The following is a 21,253-nucleotide window of genomic DNA, read 5'->3' on the forward strand; positions in this document are numbered from 1 at the left end:
CTCAGCAGCCGCTCAGCGCCACCTGACGGCGCTCGCCCACAAAGAAAAACGGCCGCAGGCGCACGCCTACGCTGTTACCGATAAACGCCGCCACCAGCCACACCCAGCCATGCAGGCTGCCCGAGGCGATGCCGCTGAAGTACGCGCCGATGTTGCAGCCGTACGCCAGGCGCGAACCGTAACCGAGCAGCAGGCCGCCGATCACCGCAGCGATCAGCGAGCGGGCCGGGATCTTCAGGCTGGGGGCGAAACGCCCAGCCAGCCCGGCGGCCAACAGCGCACCGAGGACGATGCCGATGTCCATGACGCTGGTAATGTCCTCCCACACCGGCGCCGCCAGGGCCTTGGCATTGCCCGGCATCTGCCAGAACGCCCAAGCGCTTACGTCCACACCCAAACCGCTCGCCACCTTGGCGCCCCACAGGGCGAACGCCGAAGTGATGCCCCACGGCCGCCCGGCCAGTGCGAGGGTGGCGTAGTTGAGCAACGCCAAACCAATCGCGCCCCACACCAATGGCCATGGCCCACGCAGGAAGCGGCGCAAGCCCTGATGTTCGCTGGTCACGCCTTCTTCAAGCTGGCCGTGGCGGCGCTTCTCCAGACGCACGGTGACGGCCGCGATGAGCGCAAACATCGCTAAGCTGGCGAGCAACGCGGGCACTACGCCGAAGCTCTTGACGATGGACACCGCCGGGAACGCCGGCAACGCAAACCACCAGTCCACATGGTGTGTGGCGATCAGCGAGCCGCAGATAAAGAACAACAACGTCACCAGCATCCGCGCATTACCGCCGCCCACGGTGAACAGCGTGCCCGAGGCACACCCGCCACCCAACTGCATGCCGATGCCGAAAATAAACGCACCAAACACCACCGACACCCCGGCCGGCGCCACCAGCCCGACCACTGGCTGCCCGAACAACGTGCCCGCCCCCAGCGCCGGGAAAAACAGCAGCACTGCCAGCGCGAGCATCACCATCTGCGCCCGCAAGCCAGCGCCACGGCGCTCATTGATGAACACGCGCCAAGCGGAGGTGAAGCCGAAGGCAGCGTGGTAAAGGGTCAAGCCCAGTGCCGCGCCGACCACCAGCAACAGCACCTGGCGCGAACCGACGCTGTTTTGCAGGAACAAGGCGCCCAGCACCAGGATGACAAAGGCCACCAACGGCGCGACTGGCTTGCGCGCGGGGGTGATAGGGAGAGAGGTGCTCATGGGGTATCTCGGTTTGTTTGAAGGGGGGATTTCGAACGGGCGAGTATAGCCTGTGGGAGTTGTGGAGCTTTAGCTAGGCTGCGATAGCGGAGTGTCAGGCAACGTAGAGGTTGGCAATGCCGCCGCCATCGCAGCCTCGCCAGGGCTCGACAACTCCCACATTGACCGTCACTGTGGCTGAGTACTGCGCCGGCAGCGCCTGTTCAAATCACCTCGTCCTGTTTGAGGAGTCACGAATACCGCTATGAGTTTCCTCGGTACCTTCCGCTCCCTGCGCAGCCCCAACTACCGCATCTGGGCCGCCGGGGCGTTGGTCTCTAATGTCGGCACCTGGATGCAGCGCACCGCGCAGGACTGGCTGGTGCTGACCCAGTTGACCCCGCACAACGCTGCGGCGGTTGGCATCGTCATGTCGTTGCAGTTCGGGCCGCAGTTGCTGTTGCTGCCATGGACCGGCTTTGCCGCCGACCACTACGACCAGCGCAAATTGCTGATGGTCACTCAGGCGCTCATGGGTCTGCTGGCACTGACGCTGGGGGTGTTCACCGTCACTGGGTTTGTCGAACTGTGGCACGTGTATGTGTTCGCGTTTCTGTCCGGCTGCGCGTCGGCGTTCGATGCGCCGGTGCGGCAGGTTTTCGTCGCGGAACTGGTGGCCGAGAAGGATTTGTCCAACGCCATCGCACTCAATTCCACGTCGTTCAATATGGCGCGCATGATCGGCCCGGCCGTGGCGGGCCTGACCATCGCCTCGGTGGGCACCGGCTGGGCATTCCTGCTCAATGGCAGCAGTTTCTTTGCGGTGCTGGTTTCGCTTTTCTTCCTGCGGGTGTCGGGACAGCACGCCAAGGTGCGGGCACTGCGCACCAAGGGCAGCCTGACCGAGGGCCTGCGCTATGTGTGGGCACGGCCGGACTTGAAGGCGATCCTGCTGATGTTGTTTCTGATCGGCACCTTCGGCATGAACTTCCCGATTTTTATCTCGACCATGGCGGTAACTGCGTTCCATACCGATGCGCGCGCCTTTGGCCTGCTTTCCTCGACGCTGGCCATCGGCACCATTGCCGGCGCCCTGCTGGCCGCCGGACGCGAGCGGCCACAGTTCAAGTCGTTGCTCAACGGTGCGGCGATCTTCGGCATTGGCTGCACGCTGGCGGCCCTGGCGCCGAACTATTGGTTGTTCGCCGTGGCGCTGGTGATCATCGGCGTCGGTGCCATGACCTTCAGCAACACCACCAACAGCCTGATGCAACTCACCACCGAACCCGCCATGCGCGGCCGAGTGATTGCCCTGCGCGTCGGCGTGGCCTTGGGCGGCACACCGATCGGTGCGCCTATCGTCGGCTGGGTCGCGGACCACCTGGGCCCGCGCTGGGCACTGGGTGTCGGCGCGTTGTCGGGCATCCTGGCAGTGGGTGTGGCGGTCTACACCCTGCGGCATCGGTTGGATCGGCCCAAGTAACCCTCGCTTCGGCGTCCTTGTATAGGGGGGTGGGGTATGACACCATCCGCCCCACTATAGGTAGGGGGGGTATATCGTGAGCCATATCGCAGCCAACAAAGACAGCCTGATAAAACGGGTTAAACGCATCGCCGGGCAGATTCAGGCGGTGGAAAAAGCCCTGGAGTCGGACGCTGACTGCGCCAAGACCCTGCACTTGGTGGCCGCTACGCGCGGCGCCATCAACGGCTTGATGGAAGAGATCATCGAAGAGCACGCCAGGGCGCACGTGGCGGATCCCTCCCTCAGCGAGGAAGAACGCAACAAAGGTGTCGAAGAACTGCTCGAAGCCATCCGGCGTTACGCCAAATGACGCTCATGACAAACCACGCCCACGAGCATGTGTTCCTCGGCGCTGCCCACGAAGAGAACGCCAGGCGCACCCTGTGGGTGGTGATGCTGACAGTGGTAATGATGGTGGCGGAAATTGCCGCCGGCTACGTCACCGGCTCCATGGCCTTGCTGGCTGATGGTTTTCATATGGCGACCCATGCCGGTGCCTTGGGCATTGCCGCCGCAGCCTATGCCTATGCCAAACGCCACGCGCGCAGCCCGCGCTACAGCTTCGGCACCGGCAAAGTGGGCGACCTGGGTGGCTTCGCCTCGGCGCTGATCCTGGCGCTGGTGGCCCTGGGCATTGGCGTCGAGTCGGTGATCCGCTTGCTTGAACCCACCGCGGTGCAGTTCGGTACCGCGACCCTGATTGCCATCGTGGGCCTGGTGGTGAACATCGTCAGTGCGCTGTTGCTGGGGCACGGCCACAGCCACGGGCATGACCACAACCACGAGCATGACCACGAGCATCATCACCACAGCAACGACAACAACCTGAAATCCGCCTATGTGCATGTGCTCGCCGATGCGCTGACCTCCGTCCTCGCCATTGCGGCGCTATTGGCCGGGCGCTACCTGGGCTGGGTGTGGCTGGACCCGGTGATGGGTATCGTCGGCGCCATCGTGATTGCGCGTTGGGCCTGGAGCCTGATGGGCGTAACCGCCGGCGTGCTGCTGGATCAAACCGATGAGCACGTCGCCGCCGAAATCCGCGAGCTGGTCGAGCAACCCGGCGACGCCAGGATTACCGACCTGCACGTGTGGCGCGTCGGCCCCGACGCCCACGCGGCGATTGTGAGCGTGGTCGGCCAGGCGAGCACGGATGCCGACAGCATTCGCGAGCGCCTCAAGCCGGTGCATGAAGTGAGCCACCTCACCGTTGAGTTTCGTTTGGCGTGAGTGCGCCCCCTTTACCCCATCTCCAGGTGACCTCTTGGCTAAAGACATCGAAAACCCCTGCGTCTCCACCTGTCAGCTCAGCGGCGACCTGTGCGTCAGCTGTGGACGCAGCAAGGACGACATCCGCAAGTGGAAACGCATGAAACGCCCCGAGAAAATGGCCGCGGTGCAACGTGCAACCCAACGCTTGAAGGCGTTGAAAAAAGCCAAGTAAGCCGCGTATTCAGGAGCGCCCAATCGACCCCGACACCGGAAGATTACCCAGCAGTTTGAGCCCGGTGCTTTTCACGAAGGTGTCGTAATCCATCGGCTTCTGGATGCGCGTTTCGGCGTTGGGCAGCACGTAGGCCCAGGCGCGCTGGCTGGAGGCGTCGTACACCAGCTTGAACAGGCGCGTCGGCACCCAGACCTTGTTGTCGCCGATGGTGCTGTAACCCTGGTCAAACAGCGGCCCGGTAAACACATACACATCACCGCCGGCGCGCTTGGCAAACTTGCGCACGTCCGCCTCGACCTTGCTCCAGATCTTGCGGTTGTTGGTGGGGTCTTGGGGCACCATGTTCGACAGCGCAAACGACTGCGCCATGGCGCGGGCGTTGGGAGCATCGGCGGCCGGAGCCTGGTGGCCGCGGTCAACGGCCGGGTGCTGGCTGCGGTAGTCGCTCAGCTCCGCGCGGCCGCCTTTTGGAATGCGCGGGTCGGCATAGAACTGGTTGGTGCGCTCCTCGCCTTTGGCATCTTTCAACTGCGCAGCGTTCAGGCGTTCGACCACCACCAACGGGGTCTTGCTGGTCTGTGAGTAGAGCACCGCAAACGTCTCGGAACACAGCGCCAGGGGTTTCATCGACGCCGGAACGGTGGCCGTCTTAATTGGGGCGGCGGCAGGGAAGAGATCGGCACAGCCATCGAATGAGGCGCGTTGTTCGGTGGGGGTGTAGGGGTTTGCCAGACTGCGGGCATCTACAGCGGTAGAAAACAAAACAAGGGCCGACAGCCCGACAGCGATAGTGCGTAGGTACATGCTTTAAATCTTATGGTGAGGGTAACGGAGAAGCGCGAATGTTCGTGCGGGGCTTATGGACCCTGATTCGTCTGTTTGGTGCCGCGAGACTCACGGATAAGGTTGAACCTCTCCTACACGCTGGGGCTCAGAAGCCTACATCCTCGGGAGAATTTTATGACCCAGACAGCACTCGTCGTAGGCGCCAGCGGCATCGTTGGCAGCGCTATCACCCAGCTACTGCTTGAACAACAATGGCAGGTCGCCGCGCTGTCCCGCCAGCCATCACAGGTGCCGGGCGTGATTCCAGTCGCCGCCGACTTGCAGGACCCGGCATCGCTGCAACAGGCCTTGGCCGATCTGAAACCCACCCACGTATTCATCACCACTTGGTCGCGCCAGGCCACCGAAGCCGAGAACATCCGCGTCAACGCCGCCATGGTGCGCAACGTGCTGGATGCCGTGCGCCCCGCCGGCAGCGTGCAGCATGTGGCCTTGGTCACCGGCTTGAAGCACTACCTCGGGCCGTTCGAAAACTATGGCAAGGGCAGCCTGCCGCAAACCCCCTTCCGCGAAGAGCAAGGCCGCCTGGATGTGGAGAACTTCTATTACGCCCAGGAAGACGAAGTGTTCGCCGCCGCCAAAAAGGACGGCTTCACCTGGAGCGTGCATCGCCCGCACACAGTCACCGGCGTGGCCGTGGGCAATGCGATGAACATGGCGACCACCCTCGCCGTCTACGCCAGCGTCTGCAAACACACTGGGCGCCCATTTGTATTCCCAGGTTCCCGCGTGCAATGGGACAGCCTCACCGACATGACCGATGCGCGGCAATTGGCACAACAACAGCTGTGGGCCGCCACCACGCCGGCGGCGGCCAACCAGGCGTTCAACATCACTAACGGCGACGTGTTCCGATGGAAATGGATGTGGGGGCAGATTGCCGATTATTTTGGCCTTGTACCCGCAGACTTCCCGGCCCAGCCCTCGCCGCTTGAGAGTCAGATGGCCGACGATCAGGCCGCCTGGAGCCAGCTCGCTGCGGAGCATGGGCTGAAGGAAACGGACATCAGCCGCCTCGCCTCGCCCTGGCACACCGATGCCGACTTGGGGCGCCCGATCGAGGTGGTCACGGACATGTCCAAGAGCCGGAAGATGGGGTTCACCGCCTACCAGGCGAGCGACCAGGCATTTTTCGAGGTGTTCGATAAGTTGCGCGAAGCGCGGTTGATCCCTTAACGCACCAGGGGCAGCGTCACCACAAATTCGCTGCCCTTGCCATGCCCATCACTCATCCCCGTCACCTTACCGCCGTGGGCTTCGACCAATTCACGCACTACCGTCAAGCCAATGCCCAGGCCCGTCACGTTGAAGCCGATGGCATGCGTGTCTTGCACGTACGGGTCAAAAATGAACGGCAGTGCCTTGGCGGTAACACCGATGCCATTGTCGGCAATACTGATCCGCAGCACTTTGGCGGTCACGGTGGCCGTCATGCTGATGGTGCCGCCTACGGGCGTGTACTTGGCAGCGTTGGCCAGCAGGTTGTGCAAAATCTGCGCGAGTCGGCCCGGGTCGCCGTTGACGATCAGAGCAGCGTCAGGCAGCTCGACATCAAACTGTTGCTTTCGCGCAATCATCACTGGGCTACAGGCATCGACGGCGGCATTCAGAATACGCAGCATGTCCACTTCACTGCAGTTGATACGCAGCTTGCCGGTGCTGGCGCGCGAGACATCCAGCAAGTCGTCGACCAGTTGGGAAATATGTTGGACTTGGCCCTCGATCAACTCGCGCATGCGCGGCAGTTGATCACTGGGCAGCCGTACCATTCGCTCGGCAATCAGCTTGATGGGGGTCAGCGGATTACGCAGTTCATGGGCGACCATCGCAAGGATGCCTTTCTGCTGGTCCAACGCTCGCTCCGCTGTCGCCTGCAGGTCCTGGGCGCCGAGCGCTGCGATGACCAGTTGCGCGTTGGCCTCACGCAGTTCCTGAAACAGTTGCTCTTCCATGCCCGGCATGGCGACCGGTACGGATTGGGCCAGGAGTATGGCGAGCACCAACTGCTGGTTGGCCTCGATCAACTGCTCGACGTGCTGGGAATCCTCCAGGCGACTGTTGGCGTCACTCAGTTGCTGCTGCAATGCGGCCAGTACCGCTCGGGCTTCAACGGTTTTCTGGCCGAGCAGGAAGAGTTCGTGGGCAGCATTGGCTGCTTCACGCTCGTCCTCTCCAGCGCGTTTACTCATGGGTCAACTCAGACATTATCGTTCCTTAATTGGCTGGCTAGTCGGACGACCACCGAGCAGCCCTTCCTGGTCAGCGAGCATCTCGCCGATCTGCAGGCCATCGTCATTGATGTGATATTGGCGCAGCTCATCGCTGTGGGCACTGGCACGCACCTTGACCACGGCCATGATGCGCAACAGGCGGCTGCGCACTTCGATGTAGCGCTGCACGATGATCGCATCGGTCAGGAACGCCGTGCCGTAGGGGCTGAAGCGCAGATCGGTGTAGCGGTCTTCCAGCTCCGAGGTCATCAATACACTGACCCCGGCGCGGGTCAACGCGGTGACCATGCGTGACAGCGACTCGCGGAAGTCCGCACGAAAGGTCGGCGCCAGGGCCAGCTCAAAGCCCGACAGCGAATCGATGACCACCCGCGTGGCGTTCAAGCGGCTGATCTCGCTCAGCAACAGTTGGACGATTTCGTCGATGGACAAATCCGGCGCCCGGCTGTCCACCAGGCTGACCCTTCCGCTTTGGATCAGGTCTGCCAGGGTAGCGTTTTGCGAGCGGTTGGGCCGTTGCTCGAACACCGCGATAACGCCGGTTTCGCCATTGCGCGCACCCTCGGCCAGAAAGGTCGCCGCCAGGATGCTCTTACCCGACCCAGAAGGCCCCGCCACCAGCAGCGAATAGCCGCGAGGCAAACCGCCGCCAAGCATTTCGTCGAGGCGTGGCACGCCCATTTTCAAGCGCTGCATCGGCAGCGTCATCGGTATCTCGACCGGGTTGAGCGGCGCAGGTGCGAACACATTGATGCCGGAACTGGCGATGCGGAAGGTATGCAAACCCGGCAAAGTCGGTTGGCCGCGCATCTTCATGACTTCCATCTTGCGCACCATGGAATTGCGCTCAACACTCTGGCGCAGCCAGATCAACCCGTCAGCTACGGTGAATATCGGGTTGGTGTCGGTTTCGGTGAAGTACTCACCAATCAGGAAGGTGGTCGCCTGCCAAGTGGTCATCAACATGCCCAGTTGTTGAACGAACTGCGGCAGGTTGTTGTTGGGGTTGTGCTGAGTCTGGCTGGCCAGCACCACCGAACGAAAGGAATCGACAAACACCAGCGACGGTGAATGCGCCTCCACTTCGCTGACGATGCGCCGGAGCACTTCATCCAGGTCACCTGCCAGCGTGTCGTCAGCCAGGTTGATGTAGCGAATCGAGTGGTTGATCGCATCGTTGTCGAAAAAGTCGAACTGCTGCTGATAACGCAACATCTTCAACGGCGGCTCACCCAAGACAGTGAAAAACAGCGCGGGCCGCTCAGGTGTCGCTAGGGCGAACATCATCTGATGCGCCAGCGTGGTCTTGCCGCAGCCGGGGGGGCCGGCGATCAGGTTGAACGAAAACTCCGGCAATCCTCCGCCCAGCACCTCGTCCAGCCCTGGCACGCCGGTAGCCAGGCGGTTGATAGTTACTTTGGTGCTCATGGCGAATTTTCCTGCGAAGGGGTGTCGCTCAAAGAAGGTTTCCATACGTCGCGCAGCAAACGGGCAGTCAGCGAAGGCCCAATCAGCGTGGTCAGCAGCGTGTAAAAGGTGATCAGCAGCCCTTCACCGAAAAGCAGGGCATCCGCTTCACTTTGCTCAACCAGCACGGATTTGAGGCCGAGCAGATCCGGCGCCGCCTGCGCACGTTCAAACGTGCTGGCCAGGTGGGGATGAATGGAGGCGCTCAGGTGGATGCTGCGGCGTGTCAACGCAACAACGCCCTGCTGGCCGATGATCGGCGTCAGTGCGGCATCCATGCCTTGCAGTATCGACACGATCACTTCGGCGATACGCGCGGTATCAGCGCTGGGACCAACACGGTGCGCCAGAGAAGCTACGATCCGGCGGCTCTCTTCGCTTAGCGTGGACATGACGGGCTTATATCCGATGAATTGAGACCCAGCGTACACCCTATGGCGCTCGACCGAAGGTTTATTGAGTCGCTGTCTCAACACCAGCCCTTCGCCCCGGCCTGAAACCATGGGCACGCGCCGCCCAGACAATTGCCAGCGCCACGCCGATCAACACGAGCATCGCCCACGCAAACGAGGCCACGCCCCAGGTATCCAGCAGCACACCGCCCACCACACCACTGCCGGCGATTGCGCTGTTCCACGCCACCACGTTCAGCGATAACGCCACATCCGCCCCCTCGCCCGCCGCGTCGGCCAGGGCGGTTTGCAGCAGCGTTGCCGCACCGCCGAAGCTCAAGCCCCATACCGCCACGCCGAGGTAGATCACCGCGGGCACTGCGCCAAGAACACCGAATACCAGGCTCACTGCCGCAAACATCACCAGGCTCACTAAAACGGTATTGCGCAGTAACGGCTCAACCAATTTGGCGGTGATCCAGATCCCCGCCAACGCGGCGATGCCAAATACCAGCAGTACCAGGTCCACGCGCTCAGCTAACCCGGCTTGGGCCACAAACGGGGCTATGTAGGTGTAGAGGATGTTATGCGCGAGCATCCAACTGATGACCACCGCCAGCACCGGGCGCACGCCTGGAGTGGTCAGCACCTTGCCCAGCGACAGACGTTGATGCGCGGGCTGGGGCGCATAATCCGGTACTTTCACCAGCACCCAGGCAATCAGCACCAGGCTCACGGCCGACATCAGGCCGAACGTGGTCCGCCACCCCACCAGCCCACCCAGCCAGGTACCCAGCGGCACCCCCAGCGACAGCGCAATCGGCGTGCCGACCATCGCCAGCGCCAACGCTCGACCTTGTTGATGCGGCGCGACCATGCGCCGGGCGTAACCGGCCAGCAGGCTCCAAGCCAACCCCGCCGCCACCCCGGCGAAGAAGCGCGCCACCAGCGTCACGCCGTAGTGGGACGACAACGCGGTGATCGAATTGAACAGCAGAAAGCCGACGATGGTCAGCAGCAGCACGTTGCGTCGGCGCCAGCCACGGGTGGCGATGGTCATGGGAATCACCGCCAATACCGAACCCAGCGCGTACGCCGTGACCATTTGCCCGGCCATGGACGGCGAAATGCCCAGATCGTCGCTGATCAACGGCAACAGGCCGGCGGGCAAGGTTTCGGTGACGATGCAGATAAAACCGGTCATCGCCAGGGCGAGCAAGGCCCCGATGGGCAAACGCTCGGATGCGGCCGATAAAGTGAGTGAGGGGGTCAAGAGAAACTCCTAGGCAAGACTTAGATACTGATCGATATAGATGTTGCGGGCGATCGGTGCGCGTTGTCAACGACTTATGTATCGACTAGTATTTATCTCGTTTTCCCCATCGGAGACCTGACATGGCACAAATGGGCCGCCCCCGTAATTTCGACCGCGAACAGGCCGTGGAACAGGCCCTGCACCTGTTCTGGCAGCACGGCTACGACGCCACCTCCCTGGCCCAGCTCAAGGCTGGCCTGGGCGGTGGGATCTCCGCGCCGAGTTTCTATGCTGCATTCGGCTCCAAGGAGGCGCTGTTCGATGAGTGCGTGCAGCGTTACCTCGCGACCTACGCCCAGGTCACCGAATGCCTGTGGGACCAAGCCCTGCCACCGCGTCAGGCCGTCGAGACGGCGCTGCGCCAATCGGCGCGCATGCAGTGTGAAGACGGCCACCCCAAGGGCTGCATGGTGGCACTGGGTGTGATGAGCGCACCGAGCCCGGAGAATGCACGGGTGGCGGATGGGTTGACCCAGTCGCGCCTGCGCACACGGGCGGGGATTGTGGCGTGTGTTGAGCGGGCAAAGCGTGAAGGCCAGCTACCCGAAACGACGGAGGCGGCGGTGATGGCGAGTGTGTTTGACAGCTTTTTGCAGGGCGTGTCGCTATTGGCGCGCGATGGCGTGCCGCATGCAACGATCGATGGGGCGATCAGCCAGCTCATGCTGACATGGGATATTGCCGCGTCCATCGCGCCGCCCATTCGGCACCGGGGCGGGCACTAAAACAACCACCGGTAAAAGTCGCAGCCCACCTGCCCCATCTTTAGCCCATACGAATAAAGGCGCTCCGAAGAGCGCCTTTATTCATTCCAGCCTTACTGCTCGCTGATGGATTTCACGTCAGCCTTGGCCGCACCGCCAATCGCAATGCGCTTAGGCTTCGCTTCCTCCGGGACCACCCTGAGCAGATCAATGCTCAGCAACCCATTGGCGAGTTGCGCGCCCTGCACTTCAATGTGGTCGACCAGGCGGAACGACAGACGGAACGCGCGCTGGGCAATGCCTTGGTGCAGGTAAGTGATGCCCTCATCGTGTTCACGCTTGCCACCGGCGACGGTCAACACGCCTTTTTCCACCTGGATCTCCAAGTCATCCTCAACCAGTCCTGCGGCCGCGATGACGATCCGGTAATGATCATCACCGTGCTTTTCGACGTTGTGAGGTGGATAGGTGGTACCGGCCTCGCTGCGAAGCGCCGATTCAAAAAGGTCGTTGAACCGGTCAAAACCAACGGAATGACGGAACAGAGGGGCCAACGAGAGAGTAGTAGCCATTGCAAAATCTCCTGAGTTTTCTCCAAGTGATTTGATACGCGACCCGCATTCGGCATCGCGTAAAACCTAAGTAGGATCAGGGGAAAAAATTTCAAGCGGCGACCACAAAAAAATTTTACTCGCACCGAAGATTGCGTGAAGACCGGCTGACGCACCGGCGCGCCAAGGCCATCGCGAGATGCACTCATGCTGTGCGCTTCTATCGCCCCGGAGAAATCCAAGGCAAAAAAAAGCCTGCATCTCTGCAGGCTTTCTCTATCTGGCTCCACGACCTGGACTCGAACCAGGGACCCAATGATTAACAGTCATTTGCTCTACCAACTGAGCTATCGCGGAATGCGCCGTATGTTACTGATTGAAAAGGAGAAGTCAAGCTTTCCATGACATTTTGGGCGATTAATCCGGATGGCCGGTTGAAAGCTGTGACTCCTTGGCCAATTCCAACCAGGCCCGAGCGGCGGGTGGCAAGTGGGCGCTGGCGCGCCAAGCCAGGGCGATGTGCCAGTCGGTATGAGGTTCGTCCAGGGGGATCAGGGCGATGCCGGGGTGTTGGTGCTTGTGCGCGAGCATGCGCGGCAGGAAGGCCGCGCCGAGGCCGGCGGATACTAAGTCGACGATAAAGTCGATCTGGCCGCTGCGCGCTGCCACACGCGGTTGCACGCCTTTGCGCTCGCACGCGGCGAGGATTTTGGCGTTGAGGGCGAAGCCGGCTTCGAACAGGATAAACGGCGAATCTGCCAGGTCGGTGAAGTCGATTCGTTTGCGCTGGGCCAGGGGGTGGCTGATCGGCAGGACGGCCATCAGCGGTTCGTTGCGCACGGGTTGGTAGTCGAAACCTTCGTCTATGGGCAGCAAGAGGGCCGCCAGGTCGACCTCACCTGCTTCCAGGCATTCACGCAGTCGTTTACTGCCGTACTCGGTCAGTTCGATGTCGATATCGGGGTAGCGTGTGCGATAGGTGGCAAACATCGTCGCAAACAACACGCCACAGCCCACCGGCGGCAGGCCGATGCGCAATACACCGCGTCTGAGACCACGCAAGTCATTGATCTCGGCGACCAGATCGTTGTGTTCGGCCAGCAAAACCAGGGCGCGGCTGTAGGCGATTTCGCCAGCGGCGGTGAGTTGATTGCGATGGCCAAGGCGGTTGAGCAGTGGCATGCCCAGTTCGTCCTCCAGGGTTTTGATCGCCTTGCTCACACTCGACTGGGTCAGGGACACCACTTCAGCGGCTTGAGAGAAACCGCCTTGGCGAACCACTTCGACAAAGGCACGCAGTGTTCTCAGGTTCATCAGTATTCCTTTTTCGACTGACTACTAGCGATAAAAGTTGTTTTTATCATGACAGAAGTTTGCCTATCTTGGAGGCACCTTGCCTTGCCGAGATTCCGTGCATGATCATTTCGTCCGCCTCTGACTACCGCGCTGCCGCCAAGCGCAAGCTCCCGCGCTTCCTGTTCGACTACATCGACGGCGGCGCCTACGCCGAGCACACGATGCGCGCGAACAGTTCGGACCTGGCCGAGATCAGCCTGCGCCAGCGCATCCTGCGCAATGTCGACAACCTCAGCCTCAAGACCACGCTATTCGGCCAGGAACTGGACATGCCGGTGATCCTCAGCCCCGTGGGCCTGACCGGCATGTACGCGCGGCGCGGCGAAGTGCAGGCGGCGAAGGCGGCGGCCAACAAGGGTATTCCGTTCTGTTTGTCGACGGTGTCGGTGTGCCCGATCGAAGAAGTGGCCTCCCAGAGCTCGCAGTCGATCTGGTTCCAGCTCTACGTGCTCAAGGACCGCGGATTTATGCGTAATGCGCTGGAGCGCGCCCAGGCGGCCGGCGTCACCACGCTGGTGTTCACCGTCGACATGCCCACGCCGGGCGCACGCTACCGTGATGCCCACTCGGGCATGTCCGGGCCGTTTGCGGCGCAACGGCGCATGCTACAGGCGGTCACAAAGCCGCAATGGGCCTTCGACGTGGGTTTGATGGGCCGTCCACACGACCTGGGCAATATCTCCAAATACCTCGGCAAGCCTACCCACCTGGAAGACTACATCGGCTGGCTGGCGAACAATTTCGACCCGTCCATCAGCTGGAAAGACCTGGAGTGGATCCGCGAGTTCTGGAAAGGACCGATGATCATCAAGGGCATCCTCGACCCCCAGGACGCCAAGGACGCCGTGAGTTTTGGCGCCGATGCCATCGTGGTCTCCAACCATGGCGGCCGCCAGTTGGACGGCGTGTTGTCCACTGCCAAAGCGTTGCCACCGATTGCCGAAGCCGTGGGCGATGAGCTGACGGTGCTGGTGGACTCAGGCATCCGCTCCGGGCTCGACGTGGTGCGCATGCTGGCCCTGGGTGCCAAGGCCTGCCTGCTGGGGCGTGCCACCGCCTACGCGTTGGCCGCCGACGGGCAGCATGGCGTGGAGAACCTGCTGGACATCTTTGCCAAGGAAATGCGCGTGGCGATGACACTCACTGGCGTCACGTCAATTGACCAGATTGACCACACCACTTTGGTTCAATCAGCCAAATAACTGACGTCATGCGCCGATGGCCTTTTGCTGCGTGAAAAAAGGCCGTTGATTCATAAGGATTATTTTTAAAGTAAACGAAATGGCATGAATCTCGCTCTAACCACGTTCAAGCAGGCTAAGCGATGACATGACGTGCGGGGGCACCCAAGGGTTATAACGCTTTGCAAAGCGGTCTAAACTGTTCCCAATGTTTTACGGAACTGAAGGAACAGTTAGACGCTTGGCACTCGCCACTCTCATCGAGCCTGTAAGACAGCTAAGAGCTTAGAGGCCGATCGCTTATGAAAACACCTACCCAGACCAACGCAATTGACTTCGACAGTGCCAAATTGCAACGCCTGGGATTTGGCCAGCCATCGCTCCTGCCTCGCCGCCCGACGACCGTCGCGCAACTTCGCCAGCAACTGGGAATGCAATTGCAGACCAGCCTGGAGCCGGATCGCATCCTCGGGTTGTTCTTCCGTGAGATCCAGCGCTTGGTGCCCCTTGATGCCCTGCACTATCGCCATCAGGCCAGTGATCTGCGGCTGGAGTTCGGCCAGCGCGGCCACCACTCGGTGAATTACAGCCTCAGCCATGAAGGCGAACACTTGGGTGAGCTGATCTTCCGTCGCAACCAACGCCTCGCCGAAGACGAACTAGGTCAGCTTGAGTCACTGCTGGCCACCCTGCTCTACCCGATGCGCAATGCCCTGCTCTATCGCGCCGCGACCCGTAGCGCGCTGCGTGACCCCCTGACCGAGACGGGCAATCGCATTGCCATGGACCAGACTCTGCAACGGGAAATAGACATGGCGCGCCGGCACCTGCACCCATTGTCCTTGCTGATGCTGGACATCGACCACTTCAAGGTAATCAACGACACCCACGGTCACGCGGCCGGCGATACCGTACTGCGCACCGTCGCAGCGGCCATCAAGGCCCAGTTGCGTAACGTGGACATGGTGTTTCGGTTTGGCGGAGAGGAGTTTCTGATCCTGCTCTCCAACACCGGCCGGGATGCGGCGGCGATGGTGGGCGAGCGCCTGCGGCAGGCAGCACAGGCTCAGGATTACTGGGCGGATGGAAAGCGGATCGAATTGACGGTAAGCCTCGGTTGTTCGACCTTGCTGGCCGCCGAGTCGGTCGAAAGCCTGTTGCGCCGGGCCGACAACGCGTTGTACGTGGCCAAGCGCGAAGGCCGTAACCGCTTGGCAATGGCGGGGTAGAACCCCGCCATCGCGTTACATCAAGCTTCGCTGGCGACGCGCAGCGGGCGTTCACGCACGGCGGTGGCTGGCTTGTCTTTTTCCAAGCGCATGCAGCTTTCCAGGAACAGGTACATGTAGTCATAGCTCTTGCACACGGCCTGGCGCAGCTCTACCTGCAACGCCTTGGTCGGGTTCATGCCGGCCAGGGTGCAGATGATTTCCAGGGCTTCCCAAGGGTGAGCGTCGTCGTACTGGGCGTGCATCTTCAGCCACTTCATCGCACGCTTGCGGTCTTCCTCGGGGAACGCCGCCGCGTACACGCCGGTGGAACAGACCACGGCCGACCACTCCCCAGTCGCCCCCTCGATGGCATAGTTAGTCGCAGCCACGGCCACGATCAACGAATCGGATGAGCTGGTGTGCCAGCACCAATGACTCAGCGCATGCAGCTCCGGCGGTACATTCTGGGCCTGCAGCTCTTCGAGGCTGACTCCGTGGGCGCGGGCCCAATGCACCCAATAGTCGGCGTGGTTCAGCTCCACGCGGATATTGCGCATCAGCCAACGTCGCGCCATGTCCTCTCCTGGATGGCGCGCAAATTTGGTCTTGGTGAGGTTCTGTGCCATGTACAAGGCAAACTGTTCCACCACAGGCCAGCCACCAATGAGGTAGTGACGCATGGTCTTGGCGCTGAGCGTGTTGTCACGCATGCGTTGGTACAGTTCGTGCTCGACAACTCGGCGCTTGCTCTCACTACAGTCCTGGATCAATTGCTGAGCCCAGACGGGGTAGCTTGAGGCTTCCATAAGCGGGCCGGTTCTGTTGAAGGTGTCGATCACTGTTAAGGCTCCTTTTTAAGTGTGATTTACAGACCAGCAAATGTTTCAGCGGAATGTGCCGGGCGCCTTCAATAACAGAGGCTGCGGCCGCACAGGTCGACACTGCAAACTATCAAAGGTAAACAATTGCGGTCGTTCAATCAGGTAGCCCTGAGCGTAATCCACACCAATATCGAGTAACGCCTGTTCGATGTGCGGTGTTTCAACAAACTCGGCAATTGTGCGCTTACCCATGACGTGGCCGATGTGATTGATCACTTCGACCATTGCGCGGTTAATCGGGTCGTCCAGCATATCCTTTACGAAACTTCCATCGATCTTCAGGAAGTCTACAGGTAAATGTTTCAGATACGCGAACGAGGACATCCCGGCGCAAAAATCATCCAGGGAGAAATGGCAACCTAAGGCCTTGAGTTCATTAATAAAGCGAATGGCGCTGCCTAAATTTGCTATTGCGCTGGTTTCAGTTATTTCAAAACAAATCATTTCTGGCGGGATGCCGTAAGTACCGAATTTTTCATGTAAAAACCCGAGAAAATCATCATCGCCAATGGTGATTCCTGACAGATTTATCGCACACATGGCCATAGGCCGGCCCGGACGCTCGTGCATGCAACGGGCGATGATCTTGAACACGTTCTCGACCACCCAACGGTCGAGGGACGTCATCAAACCGTAACGCTCGGCGGCAGGGATAAAGCTGTCGGGGAGGATGGTCCGACCCGCCTCATCATGCAGGCGAAGCAGGATTTCGATATGCCCGTTGCCAGCATCGGTATTTCCCAGCGGTGAGATTTCCTGGGCGTACAGGCAAAACCGGTTCTCCTCCAGTGCCATGTGCAGGCGCTGCACCCAGGCCATCTCGCCAAAACGCACGGACAGCTCCGAGTCGTCAGCGTGGTAAACCTGCACGCGGTTGCGGCCTTTTTCCTTAGCCATGTAGCAGGCCATATCGGCGGCGCGCAGCGAAGTCTCCAAGGTGGTCGGGGTTTGCGAGATATGCACCAGGCCAATGCTCACGGAGGTCATGAACGGCCGGCCCTTCCACACAAAATGCAGGCTCTGCACCGTGTGGCGCAGGCTCTCGGCGATTTTTTCCGCCGCAGCCGCCGGGCAATTCTCCAGCAGGATGCCGAATTCGTCGCCGCCTAGGCGCGCCAGGGTGTCGCCCTCACGCAGGTCCGATTGCAGCAGCGCGCAGATATGCCGCAGCAACTCATCTCCCGCCGCATGGCCGCAGGTGTCGTTGACCAGCTTGAACTGGTCGAGGTCGAGGAACATCAACGCATGCCGCCCGCCCTCAGGTTGCTGCGCCATGTGCAGGACCTGTTCCAGCCGGTATTCAAATTCGCGGCGGTTGGCCAGGCCGGTCAAGGCGTCATGCGTGGCCTGCCACGACAGGTTGGCAATGTATTGGCGCTCCTGGGTCATATCGTGCAGCACCAGCACCGCACCGCTGATTTTGCCGGCGCTTCTGATCGGTGCGCCCACCAGGGTGACGGATACCGTACTGCCGTCCAGGCGCTGGATGGTTTTTGAATGCTCGCTGCCCCCCTTAAACTGCCCCTTGACGATGTGCTCGATCAGGGTAAATCCATCGGGTTGGGCGTCGTCATCCAGCAGGTTGAACAGCGCCGCCAGGGGCAGGCCCTGAGCCTGGCCAGAGTTCCAGTGGGTCATGGCCTCGGCGGCGGGGTTCATATAGGTGATTGCACCGTCTACATCGGTGGTAATCACCCCGTCGCCAATTGACTCCAGGGTGATCTGCGCCCGCTCCTTCTCGGCCTGCAAGGCATCGGCGAAGGCATGACGCTGCGTCAGCAGCTTATGGGTACGCAACAGCGCCAGCACGATCAGGCCCAGGGCGGTTGCCAGGTTGGTGATCAGCAGCAACCGCAGAATCATGCGCGAGCCTTCGCCCAGAGCATCGCTGAAGGCCTTGGCAGCCGGCGTCACGCCTTCGTTGATGGCCGTGATATGGGCCTTCCACTGCCGCACATCGTTAGGGTTGACTTGATCGGCCCTGATTGCGCTGTGCATCTCGCGGGCCAGCTCATCCAGCTGAACCAGGTAGCCATCCCCTACTGTCCACAGTTCGATGGCTTTTTCCAGGTAGCTGAAATGTCGGAAGTTGAGGTACAGCCAGATCAGGCTGTTGACGTCATCCGGATGGTTGCCGCCCTTGAGAATGCCCAGACGTGCGGCCTCCAAGTCAGGCGTGGGGCGGTCCAGGGCAATGCGCAGTTCGTGCCCGCCCTGAGGCACGGCGATGGCTTGCTGGTATTTGAGGTAGGTGGCTTGGTCGCGGTTGTCGGCATAGAGCGTCAGATAATAGATGGCGTCCTTCTGGCCCTTGGACCATAAGCTCTCGCCGCCCACATAGCCTCGTACCGCTGAGAGCATGTAGAGACTGACGCAGCCCAATAATGCCTGGAACAGCACGACGGCGATAAAGGGCCAGACAATGCCCAACAGCCTAGGCGTTCCTAGAGTCCGCTTTTGCTTCATGAATTCCCTTGCATATGCACTGCTGGATACGCACGCAAAACACCCATTCGGATAGCACAGCCTAGGCTAAATCAACGTACTTGTTGCAAATGCCCATACAGTTTTGCGTACAAACCACCATCGGCAATCAACTGCTGATGGTCGCCATCCTCAGCGATATGACCACCGTCAAACACTAAGACTCGATCGGCTTGTTTTACCGCCGACAGACGGTGCGCGATGATCAGTGTAGTACGCCCGCTGAGGAACCGCGCCAGCGCCTGATGCAGGTTGTATTCAGTGGCGGCATCCAGGGCGGAGGTCGCTTCGTCGAGTATCACCACTTTGGGTTCGGCCAACACCATGCGCGCAATCGCCAGGCGCTGACGCTGACCACCGGAAAAACGCACCCCGGAACGCCCCACTACGCTGTCCAGACCCTGAGGCAACGCTTTAACCGTAGCCTCCAACTGGGCAATTTCAAGGGCCTGCCAGCAGGCCTGGTCACTGCGCTCGCGGCCCATGGTCAGGTTGGCACGCACGGTATCGTTGAACAGCGCCGGGTGTTGCAGCACCACCGCGACGTGCTCGCGGATAGTCTCGAGGCCGATCTCCTGCTGGGTTGCACCGCCAAATCGGATAGTGCCCGCCTGCGGCGTGTACAGCCCGAGCAGCAGTTGCACCAGGGTGCTTTTACCGCCACCGCTGGCGCCGACAATCGCGACTTTTTCGCCGGGAGCAATTTGCAGGTTCAGTTGATCGAGCACCAGATCATCGCCATAACCGAAATCCAGGCCGCGAACTTCGATGCCGACGGTTTCACGCCCGGAAAACGGGTCTTCACCACCGGCGTATTGCGGCTCGTCGGCACGCGCCAGCAGCTCATTGATGCGCGTCAGCGCCCCACCCGCCGCGTAATAGGCGTATTGCAGGTTCAATAATTGTTCGACCGGGCCGATCATGAACCACAGGTAGCTGAACACCGCGAGCATCTGGCCGATGGACAGGTCGGAAAACAGCACGGTGAGCATTGCCGCTGCGCGGAAGATGTCGATGCCGAACTGGAACAGCAACCCGCTGGCGCGGCTGGACGCGTCGGTTTTCCACTGGGAATGGATCGCGTAGTCACGCACTTCCTGGGCGCGCTGGCCCAGGCGCCCGAGGAAAAAGCCCTGGCGGTTGCCGGCGCGGACTTCCTGGATGGCGTCGAGGGTTTCAGTCAGGGCTTGGGTGAAGCGTGAGGTGCTGTCGTTTTCCAACTTCTTGAGGTGTTTGACGCGCTTGCCCAACTGTACCGTGGCGTAGATCACCAACGGGTTGAACAGCAGGATCAGCAATGCCAGTTGCCAGTGCATCCATACCAGGATCGCCGAAGTGCCGATCAGCGTCAGCATCGCCACCAGAAAGCGGCTGAGGGTTTCGCCGACGAATTTATCCAGGGTATCCAGGTCGGTGACCAGGTGAGTGGTGACCGTGCCGCTGCCCAGGCTTTCGTATTCGCCCAGGGAGATGCGCTTGAGCCGCTCGATCAGACGCACGCGAATGCGGTACACAATGTCCTTGGCCAACCGCGCAAACAGCCGCGCCTGTACCACGTTGAACACCAGTGCGCCGCAACGCAGGGCCAGGGTGACCACCAGCATCAGGCCGATATAACCGGCGGCCTTCTGCCAACCCAGGGGCAATGCGTGATTCATCACCTTGAGCGCGGCATCACCATGGCCCAGCAGCACTTCGTCCACCAGCAACGGCAACAGCAAGGGGATGGGCACACTGCACAAGGTCGCCAGCACGGCAACGCCATTGGCGATCCACAGGGATTTCTTGTGACGCAAGGCCAGGCGGCGAATTTCCGCCCAGGTCAGGCGGTCAATGCGTTTAGGCTCATCCTGCACAGGTTGCTCGCTCCAGCCATCGGGCGAGCAATGGCGACAGTTCCGTCAGCGGCTGATAGCCGTTGGTGAGCAATGCCAGTTGACCATTGCGCTCGGCCAACAACGTCGGGAAACCGGCGATACCCAGGTCCTGCACCCACGTAAAGTCCGCCGCCGTGGCCGCGTGCTGCTCGGCGCGGTCAAACGCACCGGCAAACTCGATACGCGGGATGCCCGCCTGCTCGGCCAGCTCAACCAGCACGCTGGCAAGGGTCACGTCGCGCCCCTCCACATAAAACGCACGTTGGATCAGGCCCAGCAGTTTCCAGGCACAATCCGGCGCCAGGCTACGGGCGGTGACGATGGCGCGGCAGGCCGGCTCGGTGTCATACACAAAACCGTCGGGCAGCGCGCCTTCGCGCTTGAACGGCTGGCCCGTGGCTTCAGTGACGGCCTGCCAGTGTTCGAGGATGTAGCGTCGGGTCGTCGGCTCCAGCGCCGCGCCACTGCCGGTGCGCAAGCCGCCCACCACCAGGTGCACGTCCACACCGGCCGCTTGGGCCTGCTCAACCAGCGCCTGCGCCACCGGGGCAAAGCCCCAGCACCAGGAACACATCGGATCCATTACATAGAGC

General features: G+C 61.1%; 20 protein-coding genes and 1 tRNA gene. 8 read left to right on the top strand and 13 right to left on the bottom strand.

The window, feature by feature from the left end:
- Position 1 precedes the first annotated feature (1 nt).
- Positions 2-1,213: a YeeE/YedE family protein gene (locus tag LRO94_RS19570; RefSeq protein WP_095185511.1), complete on the bottom strand. Its 1,212-nt coding sequence runs from the start codon at positions 1,211-1,213 to the stop codon at positions 2-4.
- A 244-nt stretch (positions 1,214-1,457) separates the two neighbouring features.
- On the opposite strand from LRO94_RS19570, the gene LRO94_RS19575 reads away from it, so the two are divergent.
- The 4 genes from LRO94_RS19575 to LRO94_RS19590 all read left to right on the top strand — a co-directional run bounded on the left by LRO94_RS19575 (position 1,458) and on the right by LRO94_RS19590 (position 4,161).
- Positions 1,458-2,675 carry an MFS transporter gene (locus LRO94_RS19575; RefSeq protein ID WP_032885918.1) on the top strand — a complete coding sequence of 406 codons (1,218 nt, stop codon included), beginning with the start codon at positions 1,458-1,460 and terminating at the stop codon, positions 2,673-2,675.
- A 76-nt stretch (positions 2,676-2,751) separates the two neighbouring features.
- Positions 2,752-3,027 carry a metal/formaldehyde-sensitive transcriptional repressor gene (locus LRO94_RS19580; RefSeq protein ID WP_032885919.1) on the top strand — a complete coding sequence of 92 codons (276 nt, stop codon included), beginning with the start codon at positions 2,752-2,754 and terminating at the stop codon, positions 3,025-3,027.
- A complete protein-coding gene (gene dmeF / locus LRO94_RS19585; protein ID WP_122756954.1) occupies positions 3,024-3,947 on the top strand; it encodes a CDF family Co(II)/Ni(II) efflux transporter DmeF in 924 nt (307 codons plus the stop codon). The genes LRO94_RS19580 and dmeF overlap by 4 nt, the downstream gene beginning before the upstream one ends.
- Positions 3,948-3,981: 34 nt before the next feature.
- On the top strand, positions 3,982-4,161 hold the full coding sequence (locus LRO94_RS19590) for a DUF1289 domain-containing protein (protein ID WP_032885921.1): 180 nt from the start codon (positions 3,982-3,984) through the stop codon (positions 4,159-4,161).
- A gap of 9 nt (positions 4,162-4,170) precedes the next feature.
- On the opposite strand, the gene LRO94_RS19595 is transcribed toward LRO94_RS19590, so the two are convergent.
- The gene (locus tag LRO94_RS19595; protein WP_179178662.1) at positions 4,171-4,968 is read right to left on the bottom strand and encodes a DNA/RNA non-specific endonuclease; all 798 of its coding nucleotides are present in this window, start codon (positions 4,966-4,968) and stop codon (positions 4,171-4,173) included.
- A 156-nt stretch (positions 4,969-5,124) separates the two neighbouring features.
- Between LRO94_RS19595 and LRO94_RS19600 the strand changes: the two genes are divergently transcribed.
- Positions 5,125-6,186, top strand: coding sequence for an SDR family oxidoreductase (locus LRO94_RS19600; protein ID WP_032885923.1), 1,062 nt, complete (start codon positions 5,125-5,127; stop codon positions 6,184-6,186).
- Here the strand turns inward: LRO94_RS19600 and LRO94_RS19605 are convergent.
- The 4 genes from LRO94_RS19605 to LRO94_RS19620 all read right to left on the bottom strand — a co-directional run bounded on the left by LRO94_RS19605 (position 6,183) and on the right by LRO94_RS19620 (position 10,373).
- Positions 6,183-7,199: a sensor histidine kinase gene (locus tag LRO94_RS19605; RefSeq protein WP_122754093.1), complete on the bottom strand. Its 1,017-nt coding sequence runs from the start codon at positions 7,197-7,199 to the stop codon at positions 6,183-6,185. The genes LRO94_RS19600 and LRO94_RS19605 overlap by 4 nt on opposite strands.
- A gap of 15 nt (positions 7,200-7,214) precedes the next feature.
- Entirely contained in the window at positions 7,215-8,669 is a 1,455-nt protein-coding gene (locus tag LRO94_RS19610; protein WP_032885925.1) for an ATPase domain-containing protein, read from the bottom strand.
- On the bottom strand, positions 8,666-9,100 hold the full coding sequence (locus LRO94_RS19615) for a hypothetical protein (protein ID WP_032885926.1): 435 nt from the start codon (positions 9,098-9,100) through the stop codon (positions 8,666-8,668). The genes LRO94_RS19610 and LRO94_RS19615 overlap by 4 nt, the downstream gene beginning before the upstream one ends.
- Positions 9,101-9,161: 61 nt before the next feature.
- Positions 9,162-10,373 carry an MFS transporter gene (locus LRO94_RS19620; protein ID WP_179178661.1) on the bottom strand — a complete coding sequence of 404 codons (1,212 nt, stop codon included), beginning with the start codon at positions 10,371-10,373 and terminating at the stop codon, positions 9,162-9,164.
- A 122-nt stretch (positions 10,374-10,495) separates the two neighbouring features.
- Here LRO94_RS19620 and LRO94_RS19625 point away from each other — a divergent pair, with 122 nt between their 5' ends.
- Positions 10,496-11,140 carry a TetR/AcrR family transcriptional regulator gene (locus tag LRO94_RS19625; protein ID WP_179178660.1) on the top strand — a complete coding sequence of 215 codons (645 nt, stop codon included), beginning with the start codon at positions 10,496-10,498 and terminating at the stop codon, positions 11,138-11,140.
- A gap of 92 nt (positions 11,141-11,232) precedes the next feature.
- Here the strand turns inward: LRO94_RS19625 and LRO94_RS19630 are convergent, their stop codons facing one another.
- The 3 genes from LRO94_RS19630 to LRO94_RS19640 all read right to left on the bottom strand — a co-directional run bounded on the left by LRO94_RS19630 (position 11,233) and on the right by LRO94_RS19640 (position 12,984).
- The gene (locus tag LRO94_RS19630) at positions 11,233-11,691 is read right to left on the bottom strand and encodes an Hsp20 family protein (RefSeq protein ID WP_032885931.1); all 459 of its coding nucleotides are present in this window, start codon (positions 11,689-11,691) and stop codon (positions 11,233-11,235) included.
- A 260-nt stretch (positions 11,692-11,951) separates the two neighbouring features.
- Positions 11,952-12,027: transfer RNA gene (locus LRO94_RS19635), tRNA-Asn, on the bottom strand.
- A gap of 60 nt (positions 12,028-12,087) precedes the next feature.
- The gene (locus LRO94_RS19640; protein ID WP_122764617.1) at positions 12,088-12,984 is read right to left on the bottom strand and encodes a LysR family transcriptional regulator; all 897 of its coding nucleotides are present in this window, start codon (positions 12,982-12,984) and stop codon (positions 12,088-12,090) included.
- 101 nt (positions 12,985-13,085) lie between these two features.
- Between LRO94_RS19640 and lldD the strand changes: the two genes are divergently transcribed.
- Both lldD and LRO94_RS19650 read left to right on the top strand, forming a co-directional pair.
- A complete protein-coding gene (gene lldD / locus LRO94_RS19645; protein ID WP_032885933.1) occupies positions 13,086-14,228 on the top strand; it encodes an FMN-dependent L-lactate dehydrogenase LldD in 1,143 nt (380 codons plus the stop codon).
- Between the two features lie 281 nt (positions 14,229-14,509).
- Positions 14,510-15,436: a GGDEF domain-containing protein gene (locus LRO94_RS19650; protein WP_032885934.1), complete on the top strand. Its 927-nt coding sequence runs from the start codon at positions 14,510-14,512 to the stop codon at positions 15,434-15,436.
- Positions 15,437-15,456: 20 nt separating this feature from the next.
- On the opposite strand, the gene LRO94_RS19655 is transcribed toward LRO94_RS19650, so the two are convergent.
- From LRO94_RS19655 to LRO94_RS19670, 4 genes are all read right to left on the bottom strand, one after another.
- On the bottom strand, positions 15,457-16,224 hold the full coding sequence (locus LRO94_RS19655) for a TenA family transcriptional regulator (protein ID WP_407692699.1): 768 nt from the start codon (positions 16,222-16,224) through the stop codon (positions 15,457-15,459).
- Positions 16,225-16,302: 78 nt separating this feature from the next.
- Positions 16,303-18,765, bottom strand: coding sequence for an EAL domain-containing protein (locus LRO94_RS19660; protein ID WP_099603065.1), 2,463 nt, complete (start codon positions 18,763-18,765; stop codon positions 16,303-16,305).
- Positions 18,766-18,836: 71 nt separating this feature from the next.
- Entirely contained in the window at positions 18,837-20,639 is a 1,803-nt protein-coding gene (locus LRO94_RS19665) for an ABC transporter ATP-binding protein (RefSeq protein WP_122680451.1), read from the bottom strand.
- Positions 20,629-21,234 (bottom strand): DsbA family protein, encoded by a 606-nt coding sequence (locus LRO94_RS19670; RefSeq protein WP_179180049.1) that lies wholly within the window; start codon positions 21,232-21,234, stop codon positions 20,629-20,631. The genes LRO94_RS19665 and LRO94_RS19670 overlap by 11 nt, the downstream gene beginning before the upstream one ends.
- Positions 21,235-21,253 lie beyond the last annotated feature (19 nt).

It is taken from the genome of Pseudomonas sivasensis (assembly GCF_021391435.1).
Lineage (GTDB): Bacteria > Pseudomonadota > Gammaproteobacteria > Pseudomonadales > Pseudomonadaceae > Aquipseudomonas > Aquipseudomonas sivasensis.

Bases quoted from the DNA above. Each gene is read 5' to 3' on its own strand.
- LRO94_RS19570 (WP_095185511.1), bottom strand. From the start codon at position 1,213: ATGAGCACCTCTCTCCCTATCACCCCCGCGCGCAAGCCAGTCGCGCCG.
- LRO94_RS19575 (WP_032885918.1), top strand. From the start codon at position 1,458: ATGAGTTTCCTCGGTACCTTCCGCTCCCTGCGCAGCCCCAACTACCGC.
- dmeF (WP_122756954.1), top strand. From the start codon at position 3,024: ATGACGCTCATGACAAACCACGCCCACGAGCATGTGTTCCTCGGCGCT.
- LRO94_RS19595 (WP_179178662.1), bottom strand. From the start codon at position 4,968: ATGTACCTACGCACTATCGCTGTCGGGCTGTCGGCCCTTGTTTTGTTT.
- LRO94_RS19600 (WP_032885923.1), top strand. From the start codon at position 5,125: ATGACCCAGACAGCACTCGTCGTAGGCGCCAGCGGCATCGTTGGCAGC.
- LRO94_RS19605 (WP_122754093.1), bottom strand. From the start codon at position 7,199: ATGAGTAAACGCGCTGGAGAGGACGAGCGTGAAGCAGCCAATGCTGCC.
- LRO94_RS19610 (WP_032885925.1), bottom strand. From the start codon at position 8,669: ATGAGCACCAAAGTAACTATCAACCGCCTGGCTACCGGCGTGCCAGGG.
- LRO94_RS19615 (WP_032885926.1), bottom strand. From the start codon at position 9,100: ATGTCCACGCTAAGCGAAGAGAGCCGCCGGATCGTAGCTTCTCTGGCG.
- LRO94_RS19625 (WP_179178660.1), top strand. From the start codon at position 10,496: ATGGCACAAATGGGCCGCCCCCGTAATTTCGACCGCGAACAGGCCGTG.
- LRO94_RS19630 (WP_032885931.1), bottom strand. From the start codon at position 11,691: ATGGCTACTACTCTCTCGTTGGCCCCTCTGTTCCGTCATTCCGTTGGT.
- LRO94_RS19640 (WP_122764617.1), bottom strand. From the start codon at position 12,984: ATGAACCTGAGAACACTGCGTGCCTTTGTCGAAGTGGTTCGCCAAGGC.
- lldD (WP_032885933.1), top strand. From the start codon at position 13,086: ATGATCATTTCGTCCGCCTCTGACTACCGCGCTGCCGCCAAGCGCAAG.
- LRO94_RS19650 (WP_032885934.1), top strand. From the start codon at position 14,510: ATGAAAACACCTACCCAGACCAACGCAATTGACTTCGACAGTGCCAAA.
- LRO94_RS19655 (WP_407692699.1), bottom strand. From the start codon at position 16,224: ATGGAAGCCTCAAGCTACCCCGTCTGGGCTCAGCAATTGATCCAGGAC.
- LRO94_RS19660 (WP_099603065.1), bottom strand. From the start codon at position 18,765: ATGAAGCAAAAGCGGACTCTAGGAACGCCTAGGCTGTTGGGCATTGTC.
- LRO94_RS19670 (WP_179180049.1), bottom strand. From the start codon at position 21,234: ATGTGTTCCTGGTGCTGGGGCTTTGCCCCGGTGGCGCAGGCGCTGGTT.